The organism is Mycobacterium sp. 852002-51971_SCH5477799-a (genome assembly GCF_001667145.1).
Lineage (GTDB): Bacteria > Actinomycetota > Actinomycetes > Mycobacteriales > Mycobacteriaceae > Mycobacterium.
The window spans coordinates 1-22,394 of the sequence record NZ_LZIF01000086.1; the positions used below are offsets into that span (position 1 = coordinate 1).

At 67.0% G+C, this 22,394-nt stretch carries 16 protein-coding genes; 10 read left to right on the plus strand and 6 right to left on the minus strand.

The annotated features are described in order from the left end of the window. Positions 1 to 408 precede the first annotated feature (408 nt). The 6 genes from A5753_RS11680 (at position 409) to A5753_RS11705 (ending at position 5,916) form a co-directional block, all read left to right on the plus strand. Positions 409 to 933 (plus strand): general stress protein, encoded by a 525-nt coding sequence (locus tag A5753_RS11680; protein ID WP_067127489.1) that lies wholly within the window; start codon positions 409 to 411, stop codon positions 931 to 933. 24 nt (positions 934 to 957) lie between these two features. Then, positions 958 to 2,370: an extracellular solute-binding protein gene (locus tag A5753_RS11685; RefSeq protein ID WP_067127492.1), complete on the plus strand. Its 1,413-nt coding sequence runs from the start codon at positions 958 to 960 to the stop codon at positions 2,368 to 2,370. Positions 2,371 to 2,432: 62 nt separating this feature from the next. Continuing rightward, positions 2,433 to 3,320: a carbohydrate ABC transporter permease gene (locus tag A5753_RS11690; protein WP_067128001.1), complete on the plus strand. Its 888-nt coding sequence runs from the start codon at positions 2,433 to 2,435 to the stop codon at positions 3,318 to 3,320. After that, positions 3,310 to 4,149: a carbohydrate ABC transporter permease gene (locus tag A5753_RS11695; protein ID WP_067127495.1), complete on the plus strand. Its 840-nt coding sequence runs from the start codon at positions 3,310 to 3,312 to the stop codon at positions 4,147 to 4,149. The genes A5753_RS11690 and A5753_RS11695 overlap by 11 nt, the downstream gene beginning before the upstream one ends. Before the next feature lie 4 nt (positions 4,150 to 4,153). After that, positions 4,154 to 5,332, plus strand: a complete 1,179-nt coding sequence (locus A5753_RS11700; RefSeq protein ID WP_067127499.1) for an ABC transporter ATP-binding protein — start codon at positions 4,154 to 4,156, stop codon at positions 5,330 to 5,332. Positions 5,333 to 5,334: 2 nt separating this feature from the next. Beyond that, positions 5,335 to 5,916, plus strand: coding sequence for a suppressor of fused domain protein (locus A5753_RS11705; RefSeq protein ID WP_067128004.1), 582 nt, complete (start codon positions 5,335 to 5,337; stop codon positions 5,914 to 5,916). A gap of 14 nt (positions 5,917 to 5,930) precedes the next feature. Here A5753_RS11705 and corA read toward each other — a convergent pair whose 3' ends face one another. Then, entirely contained in the window at positions 5,931 to 7,031 is a 1,101-nt protein-coding gene (gene corA / locus A5753_RS11710; RefSeq protein ID WP_067127502.1) for a magnesium/cobalt transporter CorA, read from the minus strand. A 190-nt stretch (positions 7,032 to 7,221) separates the two neighbouring features. Between corA and A5753_RS11715 the strand changes: the two genes are divergently transcribed. From A5753_RS11715 to A5753_RS11725, 3 genes are all read left to right on the plus strand, one after another. Beyond that, entirely contained in the window at positions 7,222 to 8,211 is a 990-nt protein-coding gene (locus tag A5753_RS11715) for a malate dehydrogenase (RefSeq protein WP_067127505.1), read from the plus strand. Positions 8,212 to 8,286: 75 nt separating this feature from the next. Then, positions 8,287 to 9,495, plus strand: coding sequence for an NADP-dependent malic enzyme (locus tag A5753_RS11720; protein WP_067127508.1), 1,209 nt, complete (start codon positions 8,287 to 8,289; stop codon positions 9,493 to 9,495). Then, complete coding sequence (locus A5753_RS11725; RefSeq protein ID WP_067127511.1) at positions 9,492 to 10,361, plus strand: glycine betaine ABC transporter substrate-binding protein; 870 nt, start codon at positions 9,492 to 9,494, stop codon at positions 10,359 to 10,361. Before A5753_RS11720 ends, A5753_RS11725 begins: the two co-directional genes overlap by 4 nt. A gap of 3 nt (positions 10,362 to 10,364) precedes the next feature. Here the strand turns inward: A5753_RS11725 and A5753_RS11730 are convergent, their stop codons facing one another. The 3 genes from A5753_RS11730 to A5753_RS11740 form a co-directional block, all read right to left on the minus strand. Beyond that, positions 10,365 to 11,192 (minus strand): SDR family oxidoreductase, encoded by an 828-nt coding sequence (locus tag A5753_RS11730; RefSeq protein WP_067127514.1) that lies wholly within the window; start codon positions 11,190 to 11,192, stop codon positions 10,365 to 10,367. Positions 11,193 to 11,280: 88 nt separating this feature from the next. Continuing rightward, entirely contained in the window at positions 11,281 to 15,006 is a 3,726-nt protein-coding gene (locus A5753_RS11735; RefSeq protein ID WP_067127517.1) for a multifunctional oxoglutarate decarboxylase/oxoglutarate dehydrogenase thiamine pyrophosphate-binding subunit/dihydrolipoyllysine-residue succinyltransferase subunit, read from the minus strand. Between the two features lie 183 nt (positions 15,007 to 15,189). Further along, complete coding sequence (locus tag A5753_RS11740; protein ID WP_197694666.1) at positions 15,190 to 15,969, minus strand: hypothetical protein; 780 nt, start codon at positions 15,967 to 15,969, stop codon at positions 15,190 to 15,192. A 278-nt stretch (positions 15,970 to 16,247) separates the two neighbouring features. Between A5753_RS11740 and A5753_RS11745 the strand changes: the two genes are divergently transcribed. After that, complete coding sequence (locus tag A5753_RS11745; RefSeq protein WP_197694667.1) at positions 16,248 to 18,227, plus strand: MFS transporter; 1,980 nt, start codon at positions 16,248 to 16,250, stop codon at positions 18,225 to 18,227. 4 nt (positions 18,228 to 18,231) lie between these two features. Here the strand turns inward: A5753_RS11745 and A5753_RS11750 are convergent, their stop codons facing one another. Together A5753_RS11750 and A5753_RS11755 are read right to left on the minus strand one after the other, a co-directional pair. Continuing rightward, entirely contained in the window at positions 18,232 to 21,645 is a 3,414-nt protein-coding gene (locus tag A5753_RS11750) for a TM0106 family RecB-like putative nuclease (RefSeq protein WP_067127526.1), read from the minus strand. A 51-nt stretch (positions 21,646 to 21,696) separates the two neighbouring features. Beyond that, complete coding sequence (locus tag A5753_RS11755) at positions 21,697 to 22,281, minus strand: LppP/LprE family lipoprotein (RefSeq protein WP_369829310.1); 585 nt, start codon at positions 22,279 to 22,281, stop codon at positions 21,697 to 21,699. Positions 22,282 to 22,394: the final 113 nt, after the last annotated feature.

A 22,394-nucleotide genomic window follows, 5' to 3' on the forward strand; every position in this document is an offset into this window, starting at 1 on the left:
GGGGTAGGGCGGCGGCGCCGATTCGGTCGGCGGTGGCGATTCGGGCGGCGGCGGCGCGGCGGGTGGATGCCAGGGCGCGGTCGCATCCGGCGGCTCGCCGGGTCCGCCGCCGGCGGGCGAGTCGGCCTTGTCGTCGTGGCCGCTCTCGCCGAAGCCGCGCCCGGGAGCTGTCATGGTGTTCAACCTAGCCCATGCGCAGGTGGCGGGTGCCGCCGCGAATCGCCGACGGACACACGAAAATGCCGCGACGGTTTCGGCTCTGGCAGTGACGAAGCCGCGGCTCGTCGTGGCACCGGCGCGACATTGCACCGCAGGCGCACCAGGTTTTCGCAGGTGGCGAAAGATCGGTGGATAGGGTGGGGAGGCCTGAGATGAAACGACGGCCGACGCGGAGGACAATGAGCGGCGATGACTAATCCTTTCCAGCCAGGGCAGGTTCCCGGCGCAACGCCTTCGGGTGCGGCGGGGCGCCGTGGGACGCCCGGACTGCCGACGCCGCCGCGAGGCTGGCCGGTCGGGTCCTATCCCACCTACGCCGAGGCGCAGCGCGCCGTCGACTATCTCTCCGACCAGCAGTTCCCGGTGCAGCAGGTAACCATCGTCGGCGTCGACCTGATGCAGGTGGAGCGGGTCACCGGCAGGCTGACGTGGCCCAAGGTGCTCGGCGGCGGCGTGCTGAGCGGAGCGTGGCTGGGGTTGTTCATCGGGCTGGTGCTGGGTTTCTTCAGCCCGAACCCGTGGGGGGCGCTGGGCACGGGTCTGGTCGCCGGTGTCTTCTTCGGCCTGATCACTTCCGCTGTCCCCTATTCGATGGCCCGTGGCACAAGGGATTTCAGCTCGACCATGCAGTTGGTAGCCGGGCGCTACGACGTGCTCTGCGATCCACAGAACGCGGAGAAGGCGCGGGACCTGTTGGCGCGTTTGGCGATCTGAGGCGCGCGCGAGAGGTGTGAATCAGTGGTGAGTCGGCGCGGGCGCGTGCGCCGGACGGGCGCAATCGCGCTGGCGACTGTGCTCATCGCCGGGACGATAGCGGCGTGCGGTTCCGGGGGTCACGGGCTGGTCATCAGCTTCTACACGACGGCCGCCGACGGTGCGACGTTCACCGCCGTGGCCCAGGACTGCACGAAACAGTTCAATGGCCGCTTCGCCATTCACCAGATCAGCCTGCCCCGGGCCCCCGGCGAGCAGCGTTTGCAGCTGGCCCGCCGGCTGACCGGACACGACCGCACGCTCGACGTGATGTCGCTTGACGTGGTGTGGACGGCCGAGTTCGCCGAGGCAGGTTGGGCGGTGCCGCTGTCCGGCGATCCAGAAGGGCGAGCCGAGGCCGACGCGACGGTCGACGCGTTGCCGGGCCCTCTGTCGACGGCGCGCTGGCAGGGCAAGCTGTTCGGAGCGCCCGTCACCACCAACACCGAATTGCTTTGGTATCGGCCCGATTTGGTGTCTCAGCCGCCGCACACCTGGGACGACATGGTGTCCGAGGCCACCCGATTGCACGACGCGGGACAGCCCAGCTGGATCGGCGTACAGGCCAACGAGGGCGAAGGTCTGGTGGTCTGGTTCAACACGCTGCTGGTGAGCGGGGGCGGCCAGGTGCTCTCCGAGGATGGCCGCCGCGTCACGCTCACCGACACGCCGGTGCATCGGGCGGCCACCGTCAACGCGCTGCGCATCCTCAAGTCGGTGGCCGTCGCGCCCGGCGCCGATCCGTCGATCAGCCGGACCGACGAGAGCACTGCCCGGTTGGCGGTCGAACAAGGTCGGGCCGCGCTCGCCGTCAACTGGCCGTATGCGCTGGCGTCCATGCTGGAGAACGCGGTCAAGGGCGGGGTGCCCTTCCTGCCGCTCAACCGGAATCCTGAGCTGGCCGGCAGCATCAATGGCGCCGGCACGTTCATGCCGAACGACCAGCAGTTCCGTATCGCATTACAAGCCAGCCAGAAGGTCTTCGGCTTCGCGCCGTATCCCGGTGTGGCGCCGGGCCGTCCGGCCAAGGTGACGATCGGCGGGGCGAACCTGGCGGTGGCGAGCACCACCCGTCACCGCGCCGAAGCATTCGAAGCCATTCGCTGCCTGCGTAATCTGGCGCATCAGAAGTACGTATCGATCGAAGGCGGCCTGCCGCCGGTACGCACCTCGCTGTATTCCGATCCGCAATTCCAGAGCAAATACCCGATGTACACCATCATTCGCCGGCAGCTCACCGATGCCGCGGTGCGCCCGGCGACGCCGGTCTACCAGGGTGTGGCCATCCGGCTCGCCGCGACGCTGAGCCCGATCGCCCAGATCGACCCCGAGCGGACCGCTGACGAGCTCAGCGCCCAGGTGCAGAAGGCGATCGACGGCAAAGGGTTGCTGCCGTGACGCGCACCGCCACTGAAACACGCACCGTCACTGAAACGCGCACCGGGCGAACATCTTCCGCGATGCCACGATTGCGCGGGCGGACGCCCGAACAGCGGCTGGCGCTTCTTCTGGTCGCACCGGCGGCGACCTTGATGCTGGCGGTGACGGCCTATCCGGTCGGCTACGCCGTGTGGCTGAGCCTGCAGCGCAACAACCTTGCCGTTCCCAATGACACCGCGTTTGTCGGCCTGGACAACTACGTGACGATCCTGACCGACCGTTACTGGTGGACCGCGCTGGCGGTGACGCTGGGCATCACGGTGGTTTCGGTATCCCTGGAATTCGTGCTGGGCCTGGCGCTGGCGCTGGTCATGCACCGCAGCCTGATCGGAAAAGGTTTGGTGCGCACCGCCGTCCTGATCCCGTACGGCATCGTCACCGTGGTCGCGTCGTACAGCTGGTATTACGCATGGACGCCGGGCACCGGTTATCTGGCGAACCTACTGCCGCACGGCAGTGCGCCGCTGACCGATCAGATCCCGTCGCTGGCGATTGTCGTCCTCGCCGAAGTGTGGAAAACCACGCCGTTCATGTCGCTGCTGTTGCTGGCCGGCTTGGCGCTGGTCCCAGAAGATCTGCTGAAAGCCGCCCAAGTCGACGGGGCCGGCGCGTGGCGGCGGCTCACCCGAGTCACGCTGCCCATCATCAAGCCGGCGGTGGTGGTCGCCCTGTTGTTCCGGACACTGGACGCGTTTCGCATCTTCGACAACATCTACGTGATCACCAACGGCGCCAACAACACCGGCTCGGTGTCGATGCTCGGCTATGACAACCTGTTCAAGGGCTTCAACGTCGGCCTCGGCTCGGCCATCAGCGTGCTGATCTTCCTCTGCGTCGGCCTGATCGCGCTACTGTTCGTCAAGGTATTCGGTGCGGCGGCGCCCGGCTGTGACGTCGATGGCCGCTGACGGGGCGGGCGCCCGGCGCACTGCGATCTGGGCCGTCATCGACACCCTGGTGGTGGTGTATGCGCTCCTTCCGGTCTTGTGGATCTTCAGCCTGTCATTGAAGCCGAGCTCAGCGGTCAAGGATGGCAAGCTGATTCCGTCGTCGGCCTCCCTGGACAACTATCGCGGCATCTTTCGCGGCGACTTCTTCACCTCGGCGCTGATCAACTCCATCGGGATCGGGTTGATCACCACGGTGATCGCGGTGGTACTCGGTGCGATGGCGGCGTATGCGATTGCCCGCCTTGACTTTCCTGGCAAGCGGTTGCTGGTCGGGGCCGCCTTGTTGATCAGCATGTTTCCCGCGATCTCGCTGGTGACGCCGCTGTTCAACATCGAACGATTCATCGGCTTATTCGATACGTGGCCGGGTCTGATCCTGCCGTACATCACCTTTGCGCTGCCGCTGGCGATCTACACGCTGTCGGCCTTCTTCCGGGAGATCCCCTGGGATCTGGAGAAGGCGGCGAAGATGGACGGTGCCACGCCGGCTCAGGCATTCCGTAAGGTGATCGTGCCGCTGGCGGCACCGGGCGTGGTGACGGCGGCGATCCTGGTCTTCATCTTCGCCTGGAACGATCTGCTGCTGGCGTTGACGCTGACGGCCACCAAAGCGGCCATCACCGCACCGGTGGCGATCGTGAACTTCAGCGGCAGTTCACAGTTCGAGGAGCCGACCGGCTCGATCGCGGCCGGCGCCGTCGTGATCACGGTCCCCATCATCGTTTTTGTTTTAATCTTTCAACGACGAATAGTCGCCGGGTTGACCTCTGGCGCGGTGAAGGGATAACTCGATGGCCGAGATTGTGCTGGACCACGTGAGCAAGAGTTACCCCGACGGCGCCACGGCGGTGCACGACCTGAACCTCACCATCGCCGACGGCGAATTCCTGATCTTGGTAGGCCCTTCCGGTTGCGGCAAGACCACTACGTTGAACATGATCGCGGGGCTGGAGGACATCTCGTCCGGCGAGCTGCGCATCGGCGGCGAACGGGTGAACGAGAAGGCGCCCAAAGATCGCGACATCGCGATGGTTTTCCAATCTTATGCGCTGTACCCGCACATGACGGTGCGGCAGAACATCGCCTTTCCATTGACGCTGGCCAAGATGAAGAAGTCCGAGATCGCCCAGAAGGTCGAAGAGACCGCGAAAACGCTTGACCTAAGCGATCTTCTGGACCGTAAGCCATCTCAGTTGTCGGGCGGTCAGCGGCAGCGGGTGGCGATGGGCCGCGCCCTCGTGCGCCACCCCAAAGCGTTTCTGATGGACGAGCCGCTATCCAACCTGGACGCGAAATTGCGCGTCCAGATGCGCGGCGAGATCGCCAGGCTGCAGAAAAGGCTGGGCACCACGACGGTATACGTCACCCACGATCAGACCGAGGCCATGACGTTGGGCGACCGCGTGGTGGTGATGCATTCCGGTGTTGCGCAACAGATCGGGGCACCGGACGAGCTGTACGAGCATCCGGCCAACCTGTTCGTCGCGGGCTTCATCGGTTCGCCGGCGATGAATTTCTTCCCCGCCACCTTGACGCCCGTCGGGCTCAAGCTGCCGTTCGGCGAGGTGATGCTGAGCCCGGAGGTCCAAGAGGTGATCGTCCGGCATCCGCAGCCCACAAACGTCATCGTCGGGGTCCGGCCTGAGCATCTGTCCGACGCCGGGCTGATCGACGGTTACCAGCGCATCAGGGCATTGACCTTCGAGGTGAAGGTCGACCTGGTGGAGTCGCTGGGCGCGGACAAGTACGTCTACTTCTCCACCGCGGCGTGGGCCGCGCACTCGGCCCAGTTGGACGAGCTGGCCGCCGAGTCGAATGCCCACGAAAACCAGTTCGTCGCAAGGGTTCCCGCCGAATCGAAGGCGGCCATCGGGCAACCGATCGAGTTGGCGTTCGACACCACCAAACTGGCGGTCTTCGATGCGGATTCCGGCGCCAACCTGACCCTCGCGCCGTCGGAGACGCCGTGACGTTGGATCGGGTGCGCGCGCATCTGCGGGCTCACTTCACCGATGCCGAGCCCGATGCCGCGAGCGTGACATTTCTGGGCACCGAGACCATCGAGGTGCTGCGTTTCCGTGAGCCAGACGCAACGGTGCATTACGTCACGCTCGGCTGCTCGCGCCACCCGATGACCGAACCGGCGCTCGACCTTGCCGATCCGTTGCGCGGCCCGCGCGCCGAAATCGTGCTGCAGTTGCGCGATCCCGGCCCGATCACCGGCATCGCGCGCAGCCTGGCGATCCTGGCGGCGGCGCCCACCGTCGACGGTGTGGTATTGGGGCCCGACGCGCTGATCGATCTCGGCTCGCCGCTGTGGGCGTCCCCGTCGTCGCGGGTGCCGTTCACCGCTGTGCTGTTGGGCCGCAGTGGGATTGACGATCTGCCACTGGACCCGCCGCGCGACCCGGTGCAGTTCCTGTCGGCGACGCCGATCACCGCAACCGAAGCGGCGTGGGTGCGGCTCAAGGGTGCCGACGCGATGCGTCAGGCGTGGGACAACGACGGCGTCGATGTCCTGGATCCGAACCGCCCAGCCGCACAGCCGAATTGACGCTCGCCGAAACGCTACAGCCAGTTGTTGCGGCGGAACTGGAAATACAACCCGACGCAGGTGACAGCCATCACGGCCATGATCGCCGGATAACCCCACGTCCAATCCAGCTCGGGCATGAAATGGAAGTTCATCCCGTAGATGGCGGCAACCATGGTGGGAACCGCCAAGATACCGGCCCAGGCCGCCATCTTGCGCATGTCGTTGTTCTGCTGCATGCCGACCCGAGCGAGCGCCGCCTGGATCAGCGAATTGAGCGTGTCGTCATAGCTGGCGATCTGGTCCGCCGCCTCGGAGTGGTGGTCGGCGACGTCGCGCAGATAGCGCCGCAGCTCTTTGGAGATCACATCCTTGTTGTCCATCTGGATGCGATGGAACGCCGCCGACAGCGGATTGACGCACCGGCGCAGTTCGACCACCTCGCGCTTGAGCAGATAGATCGGTTCGACGTCGATCTTGCTGCCCGGAGCGAACGCCAACCCCTCGATACCGTCGATGTCGGACTGCATCAGACTGCTCACCCCAAGGTAGTGGTCCACCACATGGTCGGCGACCGCGTGCATCACCGCGTAGGGGCCCAGCCGCATCTGCTCCGGGTCGCCATCCATCCGCTTACGCACGTCGGACAGTCCGCCGTGTTCGCCGTGGCGCACCGTGACCACGAAATCCCTGCCGACGAAGACCATGATCTCGCCGGTCTCGACGATCTCGCGGGCCAGCACCACCGATTCGTGGGGCACGTAATTGACGGTCTTGAGGACCAGGAACAGGGTGTCGTCGTAGCGCTCCACCTTGGGCCGCTGATGGGCGCACACCGCGTCTTCCACGGCCAGCGGGTGCAGCCCGAAAACGTCGGCCACTTCCTGCATCTCGGACTGGTTGGGTTCGCGCAAGCCAACCCACACGAACGCGTCGTGCCCCGACGTTTCGATCTCACGCACTTTGTCCAGGGCGGCCGCGTAGCCGAGCTTGCCCGGCAACCGCTCGCCGTCGGCGTAGACGGCGCAGTCAACCAGTGTCTCCTTGGGCGGCTCGGGAGTCGGGTCCGGCTTGGGATGCGGTTCGTGCGCAAGGGGCCGAAGCGCTTCGGGCAATGCGTCAAATCCTTGGAACACATTTACCTCCCACCGCGCGCGGGTCCGACCAGGCGGTGGTCCATGGTACGCGTTCCGGCTGTTCAAAACGCGACGATCAGGCGTCGGGAAAGGCCTGGTAGCGGACCGGAGATTGGCTGCGCAGCGCGGTGCGCTAGTTTCGAGCCGAAACCCGAATCTGCACGACCTTCTTTACGAGGAGTACATCGACGTGAGCGCAAGTCCCCTCAAGGTCGCCGTCACCGGCGCCGCCGGCCAGATCGGCTACAGCCTGTTGTTCCGCCTGGCGAGTGGCTCGTTGCTGGGTCCCGACCGCCCGATCGAGCTGCGCCTCCTTGAGATCGAGCCCGCCCTCAAGGCGCTGGAGGGCGTCGTGATGGAACTCGACGACTGCGCGTTCCCGTTGCTGTCCGGCGTCCAGATCGGAGCGGACGCGAACAAGATCTTCGACGGCGTGAACCTCGCGCTGCTGGTCGGGGCGCGGCCGCGCGGCCCGGGCATGGAGCGCAGCGACCTGCTGGAGGCCAACGGCGCGATCTTCACCGCGCAGGGCAAGGCACTGAACTCCGTCGCCGCCGACGACGTCCGCATCGGCGTGACCGGCAACCCGGCGAACACCAACGCGCTGATCGCGCTGAGCAACGCCCCCGACATCCCGAAGGAGCGGTTCTCCGCGCTGACCCGCCTGGACCACAACCGGGCGATCTCGCAGCTGGCCAAGAAGACCGGCGCCGCGGTCACCGACATCAAGAAGGTGACCATCTGGGGCAACCATTCGGCCACCCAGTACCCCGACATCTTCCACGCCGAGGTCGGCGGCAAGAACGCCGCCGAGGTGGTCAACGACCAGAACTGGATCGAGAACGACTTCATCCCGACGGTCGCCAAACGCGGTGCGGCGATCATCGACGCGCGCGGCGCCTCCTCGGCCGCCTCGGCCGCCTCGGCCACCGTCGACGCCGCCCGCTCCTGGCTGCTGGGCAGCCCGGACGGCGACTGGGTGTCGATGGCGGTTTACTCCGACGGCTCCTACGGCGTGCCCGAGGGCATCGTGTCGTCGTTCCCGGTGACCACCAAGGACGGCAACTGGTCGATCGTGCAGGGGCTCGAGATCGACGAGTTCTCCCGTGGCCGCATCGACAAGACCACCGCCGAGCTGGTCGACGAGCGCAGCGCAGTCACCGAGCTCAAGTTGATCTGAACAGGGGCGGGTCGGCCTGGTATGACCCACCTCACTAATTAGGGCTACTACTGGGTAGTCAGTACGCTGAAGCGCGTGTCCGAATTGCTTGAATCGATACAGACGCAAGCCGTGAACGGCGTGATCACCGACGCGGAGATCTTCGAGGCACATGTGGGCGGCAAGCTTTCCGTAGGTCTGAGGTCCCCGCTGGACACCCAGCGCGCACTGTCGATCGCTTACACACCTGGCGTGGCACAGGTAAGCCGTGCGATCGCCGCCGACCACGCCCAGGCTGCGCGGTACACCTGGGCGAACCGGCTGGTGGCCGTGGTCAGCGACGGCAGCGCGGTACTGGGCCTGGGCGACATCGGGCCGTCGGCGTCGCTGCCGGTGATGGAGGGCAAGTGCGCCCTGTTTCAGGCGTACGGCGGGCTGAACGCCATCCCCATCGTGCTGGACACCAAGGATCCCGACGCGATCGTGGAAACCCTGGTGCGCCTGCGCCCGACGTTCGGCGCCGTCAACCTCGAGGACATCTCGGCGCCGCGTTGTTTCGAGATCGAGCGTCGCCTCATCGAGGCGCTGGACTGCCCGGTGATGCATGACGACCAGCACGGCACGGCGATCGTGGTGCTGTCCGCGCTCATGGGCGCCAGCAAGGTGCTCGGTCGCGACATGGGCTCGCTGAAGGTGGTGGTGTCCGGGGCCGGTGCGGCCGGTGTCGCTTGCGCCAATCTCCTTATGGTGATGGGTGTTTCGGATATCACCGTGCTCGACTCGCGCGGAGTTCTGCACACAGGTCGCGACGACATGAACGACGTCAAGGTGGCTCTGGCGCGGCGCACCAACCCCGCCGGCGTGACCGGCAGCCTCGCCGAAGCCATCCGGGGCGCCGACGTGTTCCTGGGATTGTCGGGGGGCGTGGTTCCCGAGGAGATGATCGCCACCATGGCGCCCGACGGGATCGTGTTCGCGCTGTCCAACCCCGATCCGGAGATCCACCCACAGATCGCGGCCAGATACGCCGCGGTGGTGGCCACCGGCCGTAGCGATTTCCCGAATCAGATCAACAATGTGCTTGCCTTCCCCGGGGTGTTCCGCGGCGCGCTGGAAGCCGGCGCCCGCCGGATCACCGAAAAGATGATGGTCGCGGCGGCCGAGGCGATCTTCTCCGTCGCCGGCGCCGACCTCGCGCTCGACCGGATCGTCCCGAGCCCGCTGGACACCCGGGTCGGGGAAGCGGTCGCCAAGGCGGTGGCACTTGCCACGGAAGCCTCAGACACTTCCGTCGCCGGGGGGTGAGAACCGGCAGGCTGGCGGTGCCGCTGCTCGCCGCCGCACTCGCTGTTGCCGGTTGCGCACCCGCTACCGGCGACCGTCGTGCCGGTGCCGAAGTGGTGGTCGGATCCCGCGCTGACGCCGATTCGGCACTGCTGGCCGGCGTCTACGTCGCCGCCCTGCGCTCATACGGTTTCGGTGCGCGGGCGGCGACGGCGGCCGACCCGAAACCCCAATTGGATTCCGGCGCATTCACCGTCGTCCCCGCCTTCACCGGCCGCACGTTGCAAGCCTTGCAGCCCGGCGCGACCGCCATGTCGGACAAAGACGTCTACCGCGCGATGATCGCGGCGCTGCCCGAGGGAGTGGTGGCGGGCGATTACACGACGGCCGCCGAAGACAAGCCCGTGTTGCTGGTCAGTCGGCCCACGGCCAAGGCGTGGGGAGGTAGTGATGTCAGCGCGGACTTGAGCACGCTGCCCCGCCACTGCGACGGCCTCGTTGTCGGGACCGTCGCCGGGCATCAGGAACCGTCGACGGTCGGTTCCTGCCGGCTTGCTCAGCAGCGCGAATTTCCCGATGGCGCAACAATGTTCGCCGCAATTCGGGCCGGGCAGCTGACGGCGGGATGGACCACATCGACAGATCCGGACATTCCCGGTGACCTGGTCGCGCTGACCGACGGCAAACCCGCACTGATCCGTGCCGAGAATGTGGTGCCGCTTTATCGCCGTAACGCGCTCAGCGAGCGGCAGTTGCTGGCGATCAACGAAGTGGCCGGCGTGCTGGACACCGCGGCGCTGGTCGAGATGCGACGGCAAGTGCGTAGCGGTGCCGACCCGCAGGCGGTGGCGGGCGGCTGGCTGGCCGAGCACCCGCTCGGCCGCTGAGGCTCAGACTTTCGGCATCAACCGGCCCATGACCGGGCCGAAGAGCTGCTGGTAATACGGGCCCGCCACCCGCACCATCACGTCCAGGAGTTTGGCATCCGTGCCGACCAGGACCCGGGCCTTCTTCTTGCGGACCGCGTCCAGGATGATCTCGGCGGCGCGTTGCGGGCTGGTCCTGGCCAGCCGCTTGTCGAACAGCTTCGCCAGTTGCTCGGGGTCGAGCCCCTCGGCGGCCGTCGCGTTGCGCGCGATCGCGGTCTTGATGCCACCCGGGTGCACCGTGGTCACCGCCACCGGGTGGCCGGCCGCGGCCATCTCCTGGCGCAGCGCCTCGGTGAAGCCGCGCACGGCGAACTTGGCCGAGTTATAGGCCGCCTGCCCGGGCACCGAGAAGAGCCCGAACACGCTGGACACGTTGACGACGTGCCCGTCGCCGGAGGCGATCAGGTGCGGCAGGAACGCCTTGGTGCCGTTGACGACGCCCCAGAAGTCGACGTCCATCACCCGTTCGATGTCCTTGAACTGACTGACTTCGACGTCACCGGTGAACGCGATACCGGCGTTGTTGTAGATCTGGTTGACCTTGCCGAAGTGCTCCTTGACGCCGTCGGCGTAGGCCAAAAATGCCTCCCGCTCGGTCACGTCGAGGCGATCGGACTTGAACGACGCGCCGATCGCCTTGAGCTGTTCCTCGGTGTGGGCCAGGCCCTCCAGGTCGACGTCGCTGATCGCCACTTTGGCGCCCGAGCGGGCCAGCTCCACCGCCAGCGCCTGCCCGATACCTGATCCCGCGCCCGTCACCACCGCGACCTTGCCGGCGAACCCTTGCATGAGCACCCTTCCTTATCGGCACGTTTGCGTCGAGGCTAGCCGGTACCAGCGGTCCCCGATTCCCGCGGGGTCGCAGATCCAGCCCCGGTCAGCCGAAGGCCGTGTCGATGATCTCCTGCTGCTCGACCGCGTGCACCTTCGATGAGCCCGACGACGGGGCCGACATCGCCCGGCGCGAGATCCGCTTGATCCCGGTCAGCCTGTCGGGCAACAGCTCCGGCAGCTCGAGCCCGAACCGCGGCCACGCACCCTGGTTGGCCGGCTCCTCTTGCACCCAGAAGTATTGGTTGACGTTCGGGTAGCGGTCCAGCGTTTCGCCCAACCGGCGCTTGGGCAGCGGGGCGAGTTGCTCGATCCGCACGATCGCCACGTCTTCGCGGTTGTCCTTGGCCTTGCGGGCCACCAACTCGTAGTACAGCTTGCCGCTGGTCAGCAGGACCCGGGTGACCTTGCTGCGATCACCGATGCCTTCCTCGTAGGTCGGCTCTTCGAGCACCGAGCGGAATTTGATCTCGGTGAAGTCGCGGACGTCGCTGACCGCCGCCTTGTTGCGCAGCATCGACTTCGGCGTGAACACGATCAGCGGCCGCTGCACACCGTCGAGTGCGTGGCGCCGAAGCAAGTGGAAGTAGTTCGACGGCGTAGAAGGCATCGCGATCGTCATCGAACCCTCGGCCCACAGCTGCAGGAAGCGCTCGATGCGGCCCGAGGTGTGGTCGGGGCCCTGGCCCTCGTGACCGTGCGGCAGCAGCAGCACGACATTGGACAGCTGTCCCCACTTGGCCTCACCCGAGCTGATGAACTCGTCGATGATCGACTGTGCGCCGTTGACGAAGTCGCCGAACTGGGCCTCCCACAACACCAGAGCGTCCGGATTACCCACCGTGTAGCCGTACTCGAAGCCGACCGCGGCGTACTCCGACAGCGGTGAGTCATAGACCAGGAACTTGCCACCGGTGGGGGTGCCGTCCGCGTTCGTCGCCAGCAGTTGCAGCGGCGTGAACTCCTGGCCGGTGTTGCGGTCGATGATCACCGAGTGCCGCTGGGAGAACGTCCCGCGCTTGGTGTCTTGACCCGACAGCCGCACCAGCTTGCCTTCGGCTACCAGCGAGCCCAGCGCCAGCAGTTCACCGAAGGCCCAGTCGATCTTGCCCTCGTAGGCCATCTCCCGCCGCTTTTCCAGCACCGGCTGCACCCGCGGGTGTGCGGTGAAGCCGTCCGGGGTGCCCAGGAAGGCGTCACCGATGCGGGCCAGCAGCGCCTTGTCCACCGCCGTGGCCAGGCCCGCCGGCAGCATCTGGTCGGCCTCGACGGATTCGCTCGGTAGCGCGCCGTGTTTCTCGAGCTCGCGGACCTCGTTGAACACCCGCTCCAGCTGGCCCTGGTAGTCGCGCAGCGCGTCCTCGGCTTCTTTCATCGAGATGTCGCCGCGGCCGATCAGGGCTTCGGTGTAGCTCTTGCGGACGCCGCGCTTGATGTCGACGACGTCGTACATCGCCGGGTTGGTCATCGACGGGTCGTCGCCCTCGTTGTGCCCGCGCTTGCGGTAGCACAGCATGTCGATGACGACGTCTTTCTTGAACTCCTGCCGGAAGTCGACGGCCAGCTTGGCCACCCACGCGCAGGCTTCCGGGTCGTCGCCGTTGACGTGGAAGATCGGCGCCCCGATCATCTTCGCGACGTCGGTGCAGTACTCACTGGACCGCGAGTACTCCGGCGCGGTGGTGAAGCCGATCTGGTTGTTGGCGATGATGTGAATGGTGCCGCCGACGCGGTAGCCGGGCAGGTGGGTCAGGTTAAGGGTTTCGGCGACCACACCCTGACCGGCGAACGCGGCGTCGCCGTGCAGCATCATCGGCACCACCGAGAACGCCTTTTCGTCGCCTTGGTCTTCGGCGCCGTGGTCCAGCAGGTCCTGCTTCGCCCGGACCAGGCCCTCCAGCACCGGGTCAACGGCTTCCAGGTGCGACGGGTTGGCGGTCAGCGAGACCTGAATGTCGTTGTCGCCGAACATCTGTAGGTACACGCCGGTGGCGCCCAGGTGATACTTGACGTCCCCGGAGCCGTGCGCCTGTGCCGGGTTGAGGTTGCCCTCGAACTCGCTGAAGATCTGCGAATATGGCTTGCCGACGATGTTGGCCAGCACGTTGAGCCGGCCGCGGTGCGGCATGCCGATAACCACCTCGTCGAGTCCGTGCTCGGCGCACTGGTCGATCGCAGCGTCCATCATCGGAATGATGCTTTCCGCACCTTCCAGCGAAAACCTTTTCTGGCCAACGTATTTGGTCTGCAGGAAGGTCTCGAAAGCCTCGGCCGCGTTCAGCTTGCTCAGGATGAACTTCTGCTCGGCCACCGTCGGTTTGACGTGCTTGGTCTCGACGCGCTGCTGCAGCCATTCCTGTTGCGACGGTTCGAGAATGTGGGTGTACTCCACGCCGATGTGGCGGCAGTAGGCGTCGCGCAGCAGTCCCAGCACGTCGCGCAACTTCTTGTATTCGCTACCGGCGAAGCCGTTGACTTTGAACACCCTGTCGAGATCCCACAGCGTCAGACCGTGGTTGAGGATCTCCAGATCGGGGTGGCTGCGGAACCGGCTGCCGTCCAAGCGCAGCGGGTCGATGTCGGCCATCAGGTGACCGCGATTGCGGTAGGCCGCGATCAACTCCATCACCCGGGCGTTCTTGTCGACGATCGAGTCGGGGTTGTCGGTGCTCCACCGCACCGGCAGGTACGGGTTGCCCAACTCGCGGAAGATCTCGTCCCAGAAGGCGTCCGACAGCAGCATCTCGTGGATGGTGCGCAAGAAGTCGCCGGACTCCGCACCCTGGATGATGCGGTGGTCATAGGTGGAGGTCAGCGTGATCAGCTTGCCGATGCCCAGCTCGGCGATGCGTTCCTCGCTGGCGCCTTGGAACTCCGCGGGGTACTCCATGGCGCCGACACCGATGATGGCGCCCTGGCCGTTCATCAGCCGCGGCACCGAGTGCACGGTGCCGATGGTGCCCGGGTTGGTCAGCGAAATGGTAACGCCGGCAAAGTCTTCGGCGGTCAGCTTGCCGTCGCGGGCGCGCCGCACGATGTCTTCGTATGCGGTGACGAACTGTGCGAACCGCATGGTCTCGCAGCCCTTGATCCCGGCCACCACCAGGGAACGCTTGCCGTCCTTGCCCTGCAGATCGATGGCCAGGCCGAGGTTGGTGTGCGCCGGCGTCACCGCGGTGGGCTTGCCGTCGATCTCGGCGTAGTGCCGGTTCATGTTCGGGAACTTCTTGATCGCCTGCACCAGCGCATAGCCCAGCAGGTGGGTGAACGAGATCTTGCCGCCGCGGGTGCGCTTGAGCTGGTTGTTGATCACGATCCGGTTGTCGATCATCAGCTTGGCAGGGACGGCGCGGACGCTGGTCGCCGTCGGCACGTCCAGCGACGCCGACATGTTCTTGACGACGGCCGCCGCGGCGCCGCGCAGCGTCTGTAGCTCGTCGCCTTCCGCCGGCGGGGGAGTTGCGGCTTTCGACGGTCGTGGCGCGACACCATTGCCCGCGACAGGGGCCGTGGGTTTGGCCGTCTCGGTGGTCTGCGGGGTTGCCGGAGCCGGCTTTGCCGGGGCCGGTTTCACCGGGGCGGGCGCGACGGCCGGCTGGCCATCACCGCTGGTCGGGGCGGCAGGCGTGGGTTCGCCTGCGGGCTCGGGGTTGTAGTCGACCAGGAACTCGTGCCAGCTCGGATCGACTGACGAGGGGTCGTCGCGGAACTTGCGGTACATCTCCTCGACCAGCCATTCGTTCTGCCCGAATGGTGAACTTATGTTGCTCACGTCCGCAGTTCGCCTCAATCCTTCTGTTCCGCAAGCGCATTCCCGCGGCGCCTGCACCCTTGTCGGCCACGGATGGCCTGGCACCTCACACCCATGCCGGTACCCATTGTTTCCGCCCTATAAAGGCTAACCTTTCGCCACCGATCCGCGAGGCTGACCGGGAGACACGAGGACGGCCCAGCGCTAGCCGGCTTCGTGGGCCGGAGGCACGAGGTGCAGCGCGCGGGGCCACCTTGCGGGCGGGGCGCCGAACGCACGGTTGGCGTTGCGGATCATCTTCTTGCCGGCGAGGTAGTTGCCGATGGCGCCCACCACGACCCCGATGCCGACCGGCAGCAGTTTGCCGAACAACAGGGCGCCGCGCCGCACGGTGTACTTCCGGACCCACGACTTGAGTAGGCGTGAGTTCAGCTTCGACATCGACGACAGGGGCAGGGCGGCCAGGCCCTCGGAAATCCAGCCGCCGTTGGTGCGGCGCGGACCGATCAGCTCGGCGACGGCGTGCTCGCTGTTGTCGCCGGCGAGGACCGCCAGCACCAGCGCGCGGCGGCGTTCCCGGTGATCGGCCGGGATGTCGTGAACCACCGCCACCGCCAACACGAAGAACGCGGTGGCCTCCAGGAACGTCACCGTTTCCGCGGCGGCCGCGGACAGGGCGCTGATGGTGCCGATGCCGGGGACGGTCGCGGCGGCGCCCACCGCAACACCGCCCGCGGTCACGATGGCCAGGTATCGCTTCTGCAGCTTGGCCAGGATCTCCGCCGGACTGGCATTCGGGTTCGCGTTGCGTAGCCGGGTCACATAGGCCTCGGCGGCCGGGCCCTGCAACCACGAGCTACGCTCGATGACCTGCGCCAATGCCCGCGCGGACATCTTGGGTCGACCGTTGTTGGCGGTCGGCTGCTCGTCCGCGTTGGACATGGTGAAGAACCGGTTCGGCGACCTTTTCCGTCGACCCCGCATATTCTCTCTCCTGCAAATGGCGTTACCCCAGGCTAACGCGCCCGTGGCAAATCCTGACGCGCCATGCACCCCGACCGGGTCCTTGGCTGCCGGCCTATTGCCTCACCGGGAATAATGCAGGCTGGATGTCTGCGACGGTCCTTGCCGTTCGCCGGTCCTCATGCCGTTTAGCGCGCCGCGCGTGGTGTATCACCTTGCGTGGGTCGGACCGGTCGACGCACCGGGTCGATACGGCTGAGCAGCATCTGCGGGAGCGACAGCGAAACGAGGTGGGGTGGATGACGACGGCTACGCCCCGCATGCCCGGGGGGCGCGCGAGACCGGGGCCGGCCCGGGCCGCCAACCGCTGGGACTTTCTCACCCGGAGCTCACCGCAGTCGCAGAACCCCTGGAACCCACTGTGGGCGATGATGATCGGCTTTTTCATGATCATGGTCGATTCGACCATCGTCGCCATCGCGAACCCGACCATCATGACCAGCTTGCGCATCGGCTACGACACCGTGGTCTGGGTGACCAGCGCGTACCTGCTGGGCTACGCCGTCGTGTTGCTGGTGGCCGGGCGGTTGGGTGACCGGTTCGGCCCCAAGAACCTCTATTTGATCGGCCTGGTCGTGTTCACCGCCTCCTCGGTGTGGTGCGGGTTGGCCGGCAGCGCCGCCGTCCTGATCGCGGCGCGCGTCGTCCAGGGCGTCGGCGCGGGGCTGCTCACCCCGCAGACCCTGTCGACCATCACCCGGATCTTCCCGTCCGAGCGACGCGGCGTCGCGGTGAGCCTCTGGGGTGCCACCGCCGGTGTCGCCAGCCTGGTGGGCCCGTTGGCGGGCGGTGTCCTGGTCGACGGGCTGGGCTGGCAGTGGATCTTCTTCGTCAACGTCCCCATCGGCGTCATCGGGCTGGCGTTGGCGTATTGGCTGATCCCGGTGCTGCCCACCCAGTCGCACCGCTTCGACCTGATCGGGGTTGCGCTTTCCGGCGTCGGCATCTTCCTCATCGTGTTTGGGCTGCAACAGGGACAGGCCGCGCACTGGCAGCCATGGATCTGGGCGTTGATCGTCGCCGGCGTCGGATTCATGACGGCCTTCGCGTTCTGGCAATCGCTCAACGCCCACGAGCCGCTGATTCCGTTGGTCATCTTCAGCGACCGCGACTTCACTCTGTGCAACGTCGGGGTGGCCATCATCTCGTTCACCGCCACGGCGATGATGCTGCCGCTGACGTTCTACGCGCAGGCCGTGTGCGGGCTCTCACCGACGCGCTCGGCCTTGTTGATCGCGCCGATGGCGATCGCCAACGGAGTCTTTGCGCCCTTTGTCGGCAAAATCGTCGACAAATACCATCCCCAGCCCGTCCTCGGTTTCGGTTTCTCGGTGCTGGCCATCGCGCTGACCTGGATCACCTTCGAGATGACACCGACGACGCCGATCTGGCGGCTGGTTTTGCCGTTCTTCGCGATGGGCGTCGGGATGGCTTTCGTGTGGTCACCGTTGACGGCTACCGCGACGCGCAACCTGCCGCCGCAGTTGGCCGGCGCGGGCTCCGCGGTGTACAACTCGGTGCGCCAGCTCGGCGCGGTGCTCGGCAGCGCGGGCATGGCCGCGTTCATGACGTGGCGGATCACCGATGAGATGCCGCGCCAGCCGTCCGGCGACGCCGTCGGCGAGGACGCGCTCACCCTGCAGCTGCCCGGGTTCCTGCGCGATCCGTTCGCGGCCGCGATGTCGCAATCGGTGCTGCTGCCGGCGTTCATCGCGCTGTTCGGCATCATCGCCGCGCTGTTCCTGGTGGGCTTTGCGCCGCGGCCGGGCAAGGGCGATGGCAGGGGCGGCGACGGTCCGCTCGGCCCTGACGACGACGTCGTCGACGACGACTACGACGACGACGAATACGTCGAATTCGTTCTGGTGCGCGAATCCGACGTCGAGCGAAGGAGCGGTTCCGAGCCGCCCCGGCAACCGGTCGAACGTCCGCGCCCAGCGTCCACCGCAGCGCCGCGCAGTGACCCCCCCGCGCAGGCTCAACCGATCGGCCACGCCCACAACGGGTCTCGCGTGGACAGCGGCAAACGCCTTCGCCAGGTGGCGGTGCGGCGCCCGACTAAATCCGCCCCGCCCGGCGATCGGCTCACCCGGCCGCCGCGCCGCCAGCACCCGACGGGGCGGCACTTCTCCGAGCGTGAATCGCTGCGAGGCCAGCATCATCGCCCCGATCCGGACGACGACCCCACCGGTTCGGGCCGGCACTCGTCAACCGGTTAGCCGGTCACCGCAGGTCGGGCTGCGTGAGCGCCAGGAAGGCGCCCAGGTCGATCAGACCCTCGGGGCTGGACGGCAGATATTCCGTCAGCGCCGGGGAGCGCACGATCACCGCCGCGTACTGAGCCCGGCTTACCGCGACGTTGAGCCGATTCCTGTTGAGCAGGAAGGAGATTCCGCGGGGCACGATGTCCATGGACGACACCGTCATCGAGATGAAAACCACCGGTGCCTGCGCGCCCTGGAATTTGTCGACCGTACCGACCCGCACTCCAGCGAGCCCCGCGGCGGTCAACCGGTGACGCAGCAGCGCCACCTGGGCGTTGTAGGGCGCCAGCACCAGCACATCGGTGGCGGCCAACGCCCGCGTGCCGTGTTCGTCGGTCCACGACGCGCCGAGCAGCCGGTTGATCTCGGCGATGATCGCGTCGGCCTCCTCAGGGCTCTCGGTCGAATTGCCCTGATGCTCAACCAAACTCAACTGCACGCCGGGCTGACGGCGGTCGAGGCGGCGGCTGGCGGTGCACTCATGGGAACGCAGCCTGTCCTCGTAGGACAGCGCCGAAACCGCGGCGCAGACCGCCGGATGCATGCGGTACGAGAGGTCCAGGAAGTAGCCGCGTTCGTCGGGCAGGGTGCGCTGGCCGTCGACCAGCCACTCCAGCGCAGAGGCGTCCACCGGCTCGGGATGAGTGCCCTGGCTGACTTGCGGCAACTGTTGGGGATCCCCGAGCAGCAGCAGGCTTGCGGCGGCCGGGGCCACGGCGATCGTGTTGGCCAAACAGAATTGGCCCGCTTCGTCGACTACCAGCAGATCCAGGCTCCCCGGCGGTATTCGATTGGCGTTGGCGAAATCCCATGCCGTTCCGCCGATCACACAGCCCGGCGTGTCGGCGAGGAACGCGGCGTAGGCGCCGCCGTCGATCTCCCGCCAGCGCGGTGCCCGGTGGTCGTTGCGCTTCTTGGCGATCCGTTGCGGATCCAGACCGGCGTCGATCACACAGTCCAACACGTTCTCCACGGTGGCGTGCGACTGCGCGACCACACCAACCCGCCAGCCGTGTCCGATCACCAGGTCGCGAATCACACGGGCCGCGGTGTGCGTCTTGCCGGTGCCGGGCGGACCGTGCACCGCCAGGTATGACGAATCCAGATCCAGTAGCGCGGCGGTGATGTCGGCAACCGTGTCGTCGCTACGGGGGAGTGGAGTGCCGCTTCGCGTTCGGGGCGCGCGGCGCAACAGCACGTCGACGATGGCGCTGCGGGGCAGTTGCGGCAACCCGGCCGCCACCCGCGTCGCGGTCGCCTCGATCGACTCCCGCAGGGCCGTCGTCGGAATGGGCGGGCCCGGGGTCAGCGCGAACGGCAGCTGGTGAAAAGTCTTGCCGTCGCTGCCAACTCGTTCGAGCATCACGACTTCGGTGGGGACCGCCGGATCGTCGGCCTCCATGAGCGAGACCCGCCCGGCCGCCCGCCGGTCCGGGCTGTCGGTCATGGCCGGCGGCGCCGGCGGGTGGTAGAGCGCAAAGACGTCGCTCTTCAAGTCGCCGCGCGCCAGCTCGCCGCGCAGCCGCAGCCGCCGCTGCGGTTTGCGCGCGCGAGGAGGCGTGTGCCAGTCGACGCTGACCGACGCGTGCTCGGCGACGAACACATCGGTGTTATCCGCCCACTCGTCGATGGGAAAGTTCAGCCGATCGAAGTGCGCCCACCAGAAGGGTTTGTCCTCGCGCCGGTGGTAACCGCGCGACGCGGCCAGCAGCGCCACCGCCGTCTGTTCAGGCGTGCGGTCGTCGACGCCGGCGGCTCCGGCGAACGCCGACAACGTCACCGCCAACTGGTCGCGATCATCGACGGTGTTGCCCTCGGCAACGGCCTGGGCGCCAATCGGCAGCACGCCGGATTCGTAGGCGCGCAACATCAGCCAGTTCCGCAGTTCCTGAGTCGACCGGCAGTCGTAGTGGTTGTAGTCCTCGATCTCCTTGAGCACCGATGCGGCCTCGTCACCGCGGCCGTCCGCTTGGAGTTCGCAGTAGCGTGCGTAGGAGGTGATCGATCCGGTGGCCGTGGTCACGTCACCTACCCGCAGTTGGGCTCCCATGTAGAGCGGCTCCAGCGCCTTGAGGCTGAATGACTCGGCGCCGGTGCGAATGCTCCTGCGTACCAACGGGTAAAGGTCGACCAACGTACCGCTGCGCAGCAGCTCGTCGACTTGGTCCTCGCCCACTCCATAGCGTCCGGCGAGTCGCAACAACGCGGTCTTCTCGTAGGGCGCGTAGTGGTAGATGTGCATGTTGGGGCGGCGCTTGCGGCGTTTGGCCACCAACGCCAGAAAGTCGATCAGCGCCTTGCGTTCGTCGGCCCGGTTGTGCGCCCACAACGGGCGGAACTTCCCCGTCGGCCCGGCTTCCAATACACCGAACAGATATTCCAGGCCCCACTCGCGGCCATCGACGGTCCACAGCGGGTCGCCTTCGAAGTCGAAGAACAGGTCCCCGGGGTCGGGCTCGGGGAGCAGGGTCAGCGGCTGCGGGTCTATGACCTCGACCTGCGGAATGCCGGTTTCACGTTGGCGGACTTGCAGTTTGGCCTGGACGGCCAGTTTGTTCAGCACGCTGGCCGCCAGGCCGGGAACGGGTGCGCGAAGATCGGCCAGGTCGGCGACGGTGATCACGCCAGCGTCAAAGAGCTTGTCGCGCTGGCTCACTCGCATTCCGGCCACCAGTAGCACGTCGTCGGCCGCCCGCAGCTGCTCGAGGCATAGCGGACAGTGAAAGCAGGCGGCCACGCCCTCGTCGTCCCAGCGCACCGCCGCCCCGCCGGCGTAGTGGTCGTCGAGGAGGCGCTGCAGCCGGGCGCGCTGGGAGCGGTAGACGGGGATCAGGTCGCAGACCCGGTGCCGCACCGCGGTCCCGTCGCCCAGTCGCAGTTCGGCCTCCGGCGCGACCGGGACGCCCGAGGCGGCCAATGCGTCGGCGTAGGCGGCCACCTGCAACAGCGCGGTGACCTTGGCTGAGCGGGCCAGTTTGGTGTCCACGACCCGATATCGCTCGCCGTCGCGGACCAGAAAGTCGGCGAAGCCGGCGAAGCGGCCGTCGAACATGGCGGCTTGATAAATCACCGGCGCGCGGTCGGAGACGGCGCGGCGGGTGGCGTCCGCGGCCGCGGTCAGGCCGGCGGGCGTGTAGGCGGGGCGGCCGATAATTGCGACGTCCTGCCCCAACCGGTCGCGCAGCGAGGCCAGTTCGCGCCGCTCGTGTTCGCTACCGAGGGCGGCCGTCCGCGTGAGCAGTTCGTCCTCGACGGTGACCGCGGGGCCGCGGCCCAGCTTCGCGTCGAAATCCCGCAGCAGCGCGTATTCGCAGCGGGCGGCCGCGGCCAGATCCGATGCGCTGTAAACGATGCTGTCGCCGGAGACCAACACGCGAGCCACAGTAGGCCAGCGCCCCGACAGGAGGGCGGCGCGCGCGCCGAATCAGTGGGCGGGCGTGTTGCCGATGAGTTCGACGGCGTTGCCGTTCCAGTGGAATTTCACATTGGTGTTCAGGCCGTTGATCCCGCTGGGGTAGGTCAGCGCCACGGTGTCGCCCGTGGTCTGCGCCGGGTCGACGCCGTTGAATCCGTAGGTGTCGGGCACGCCCTGGGGAATGAATTGGCCGAGGTGAAAAAGCACTGCACGGGTGGTCGGGCTGACCGCGTTGGTGTTGGCCTTGATGATGACCGCCGACAGCTGCGCGCACTGGTTGTAGTTGCCAGCCAGCGGTTCGGGGTTCCAGGGCTGCTGGCTGCGCGGGTCGCGGGGTAGCTCGGACACCACCTTCGCGATGGTCGGCGCGGCGAGGTTGACCGCGCAGGGATCGGCCGGTGGGGCGTTTCCGGGTGGCGCGGCCGCCGACGGGGTGGCCGGAGCCGTGATTGACGCCGTCTCCGAAGTCGTCCGGGCCGGCGGCGTCTTGGCGACGGTCGAGTCCCCCGATCCGCAGCCGGTCATGGTGAGGGCGATCAAGGCGACAGCGGCCGAGCAGGTCAGTGGCTCGGTACGACATGGCGGCGACCACACATCGGGCACCGTACCTTCAACCGGTCCGGGACTGTGGCAGGCAGGCCGGGTGTGCCCATGATCACCCGCAGCGCTCAGCGTCCGCTGAGCTCGCGATCACACTGGGTCTTATG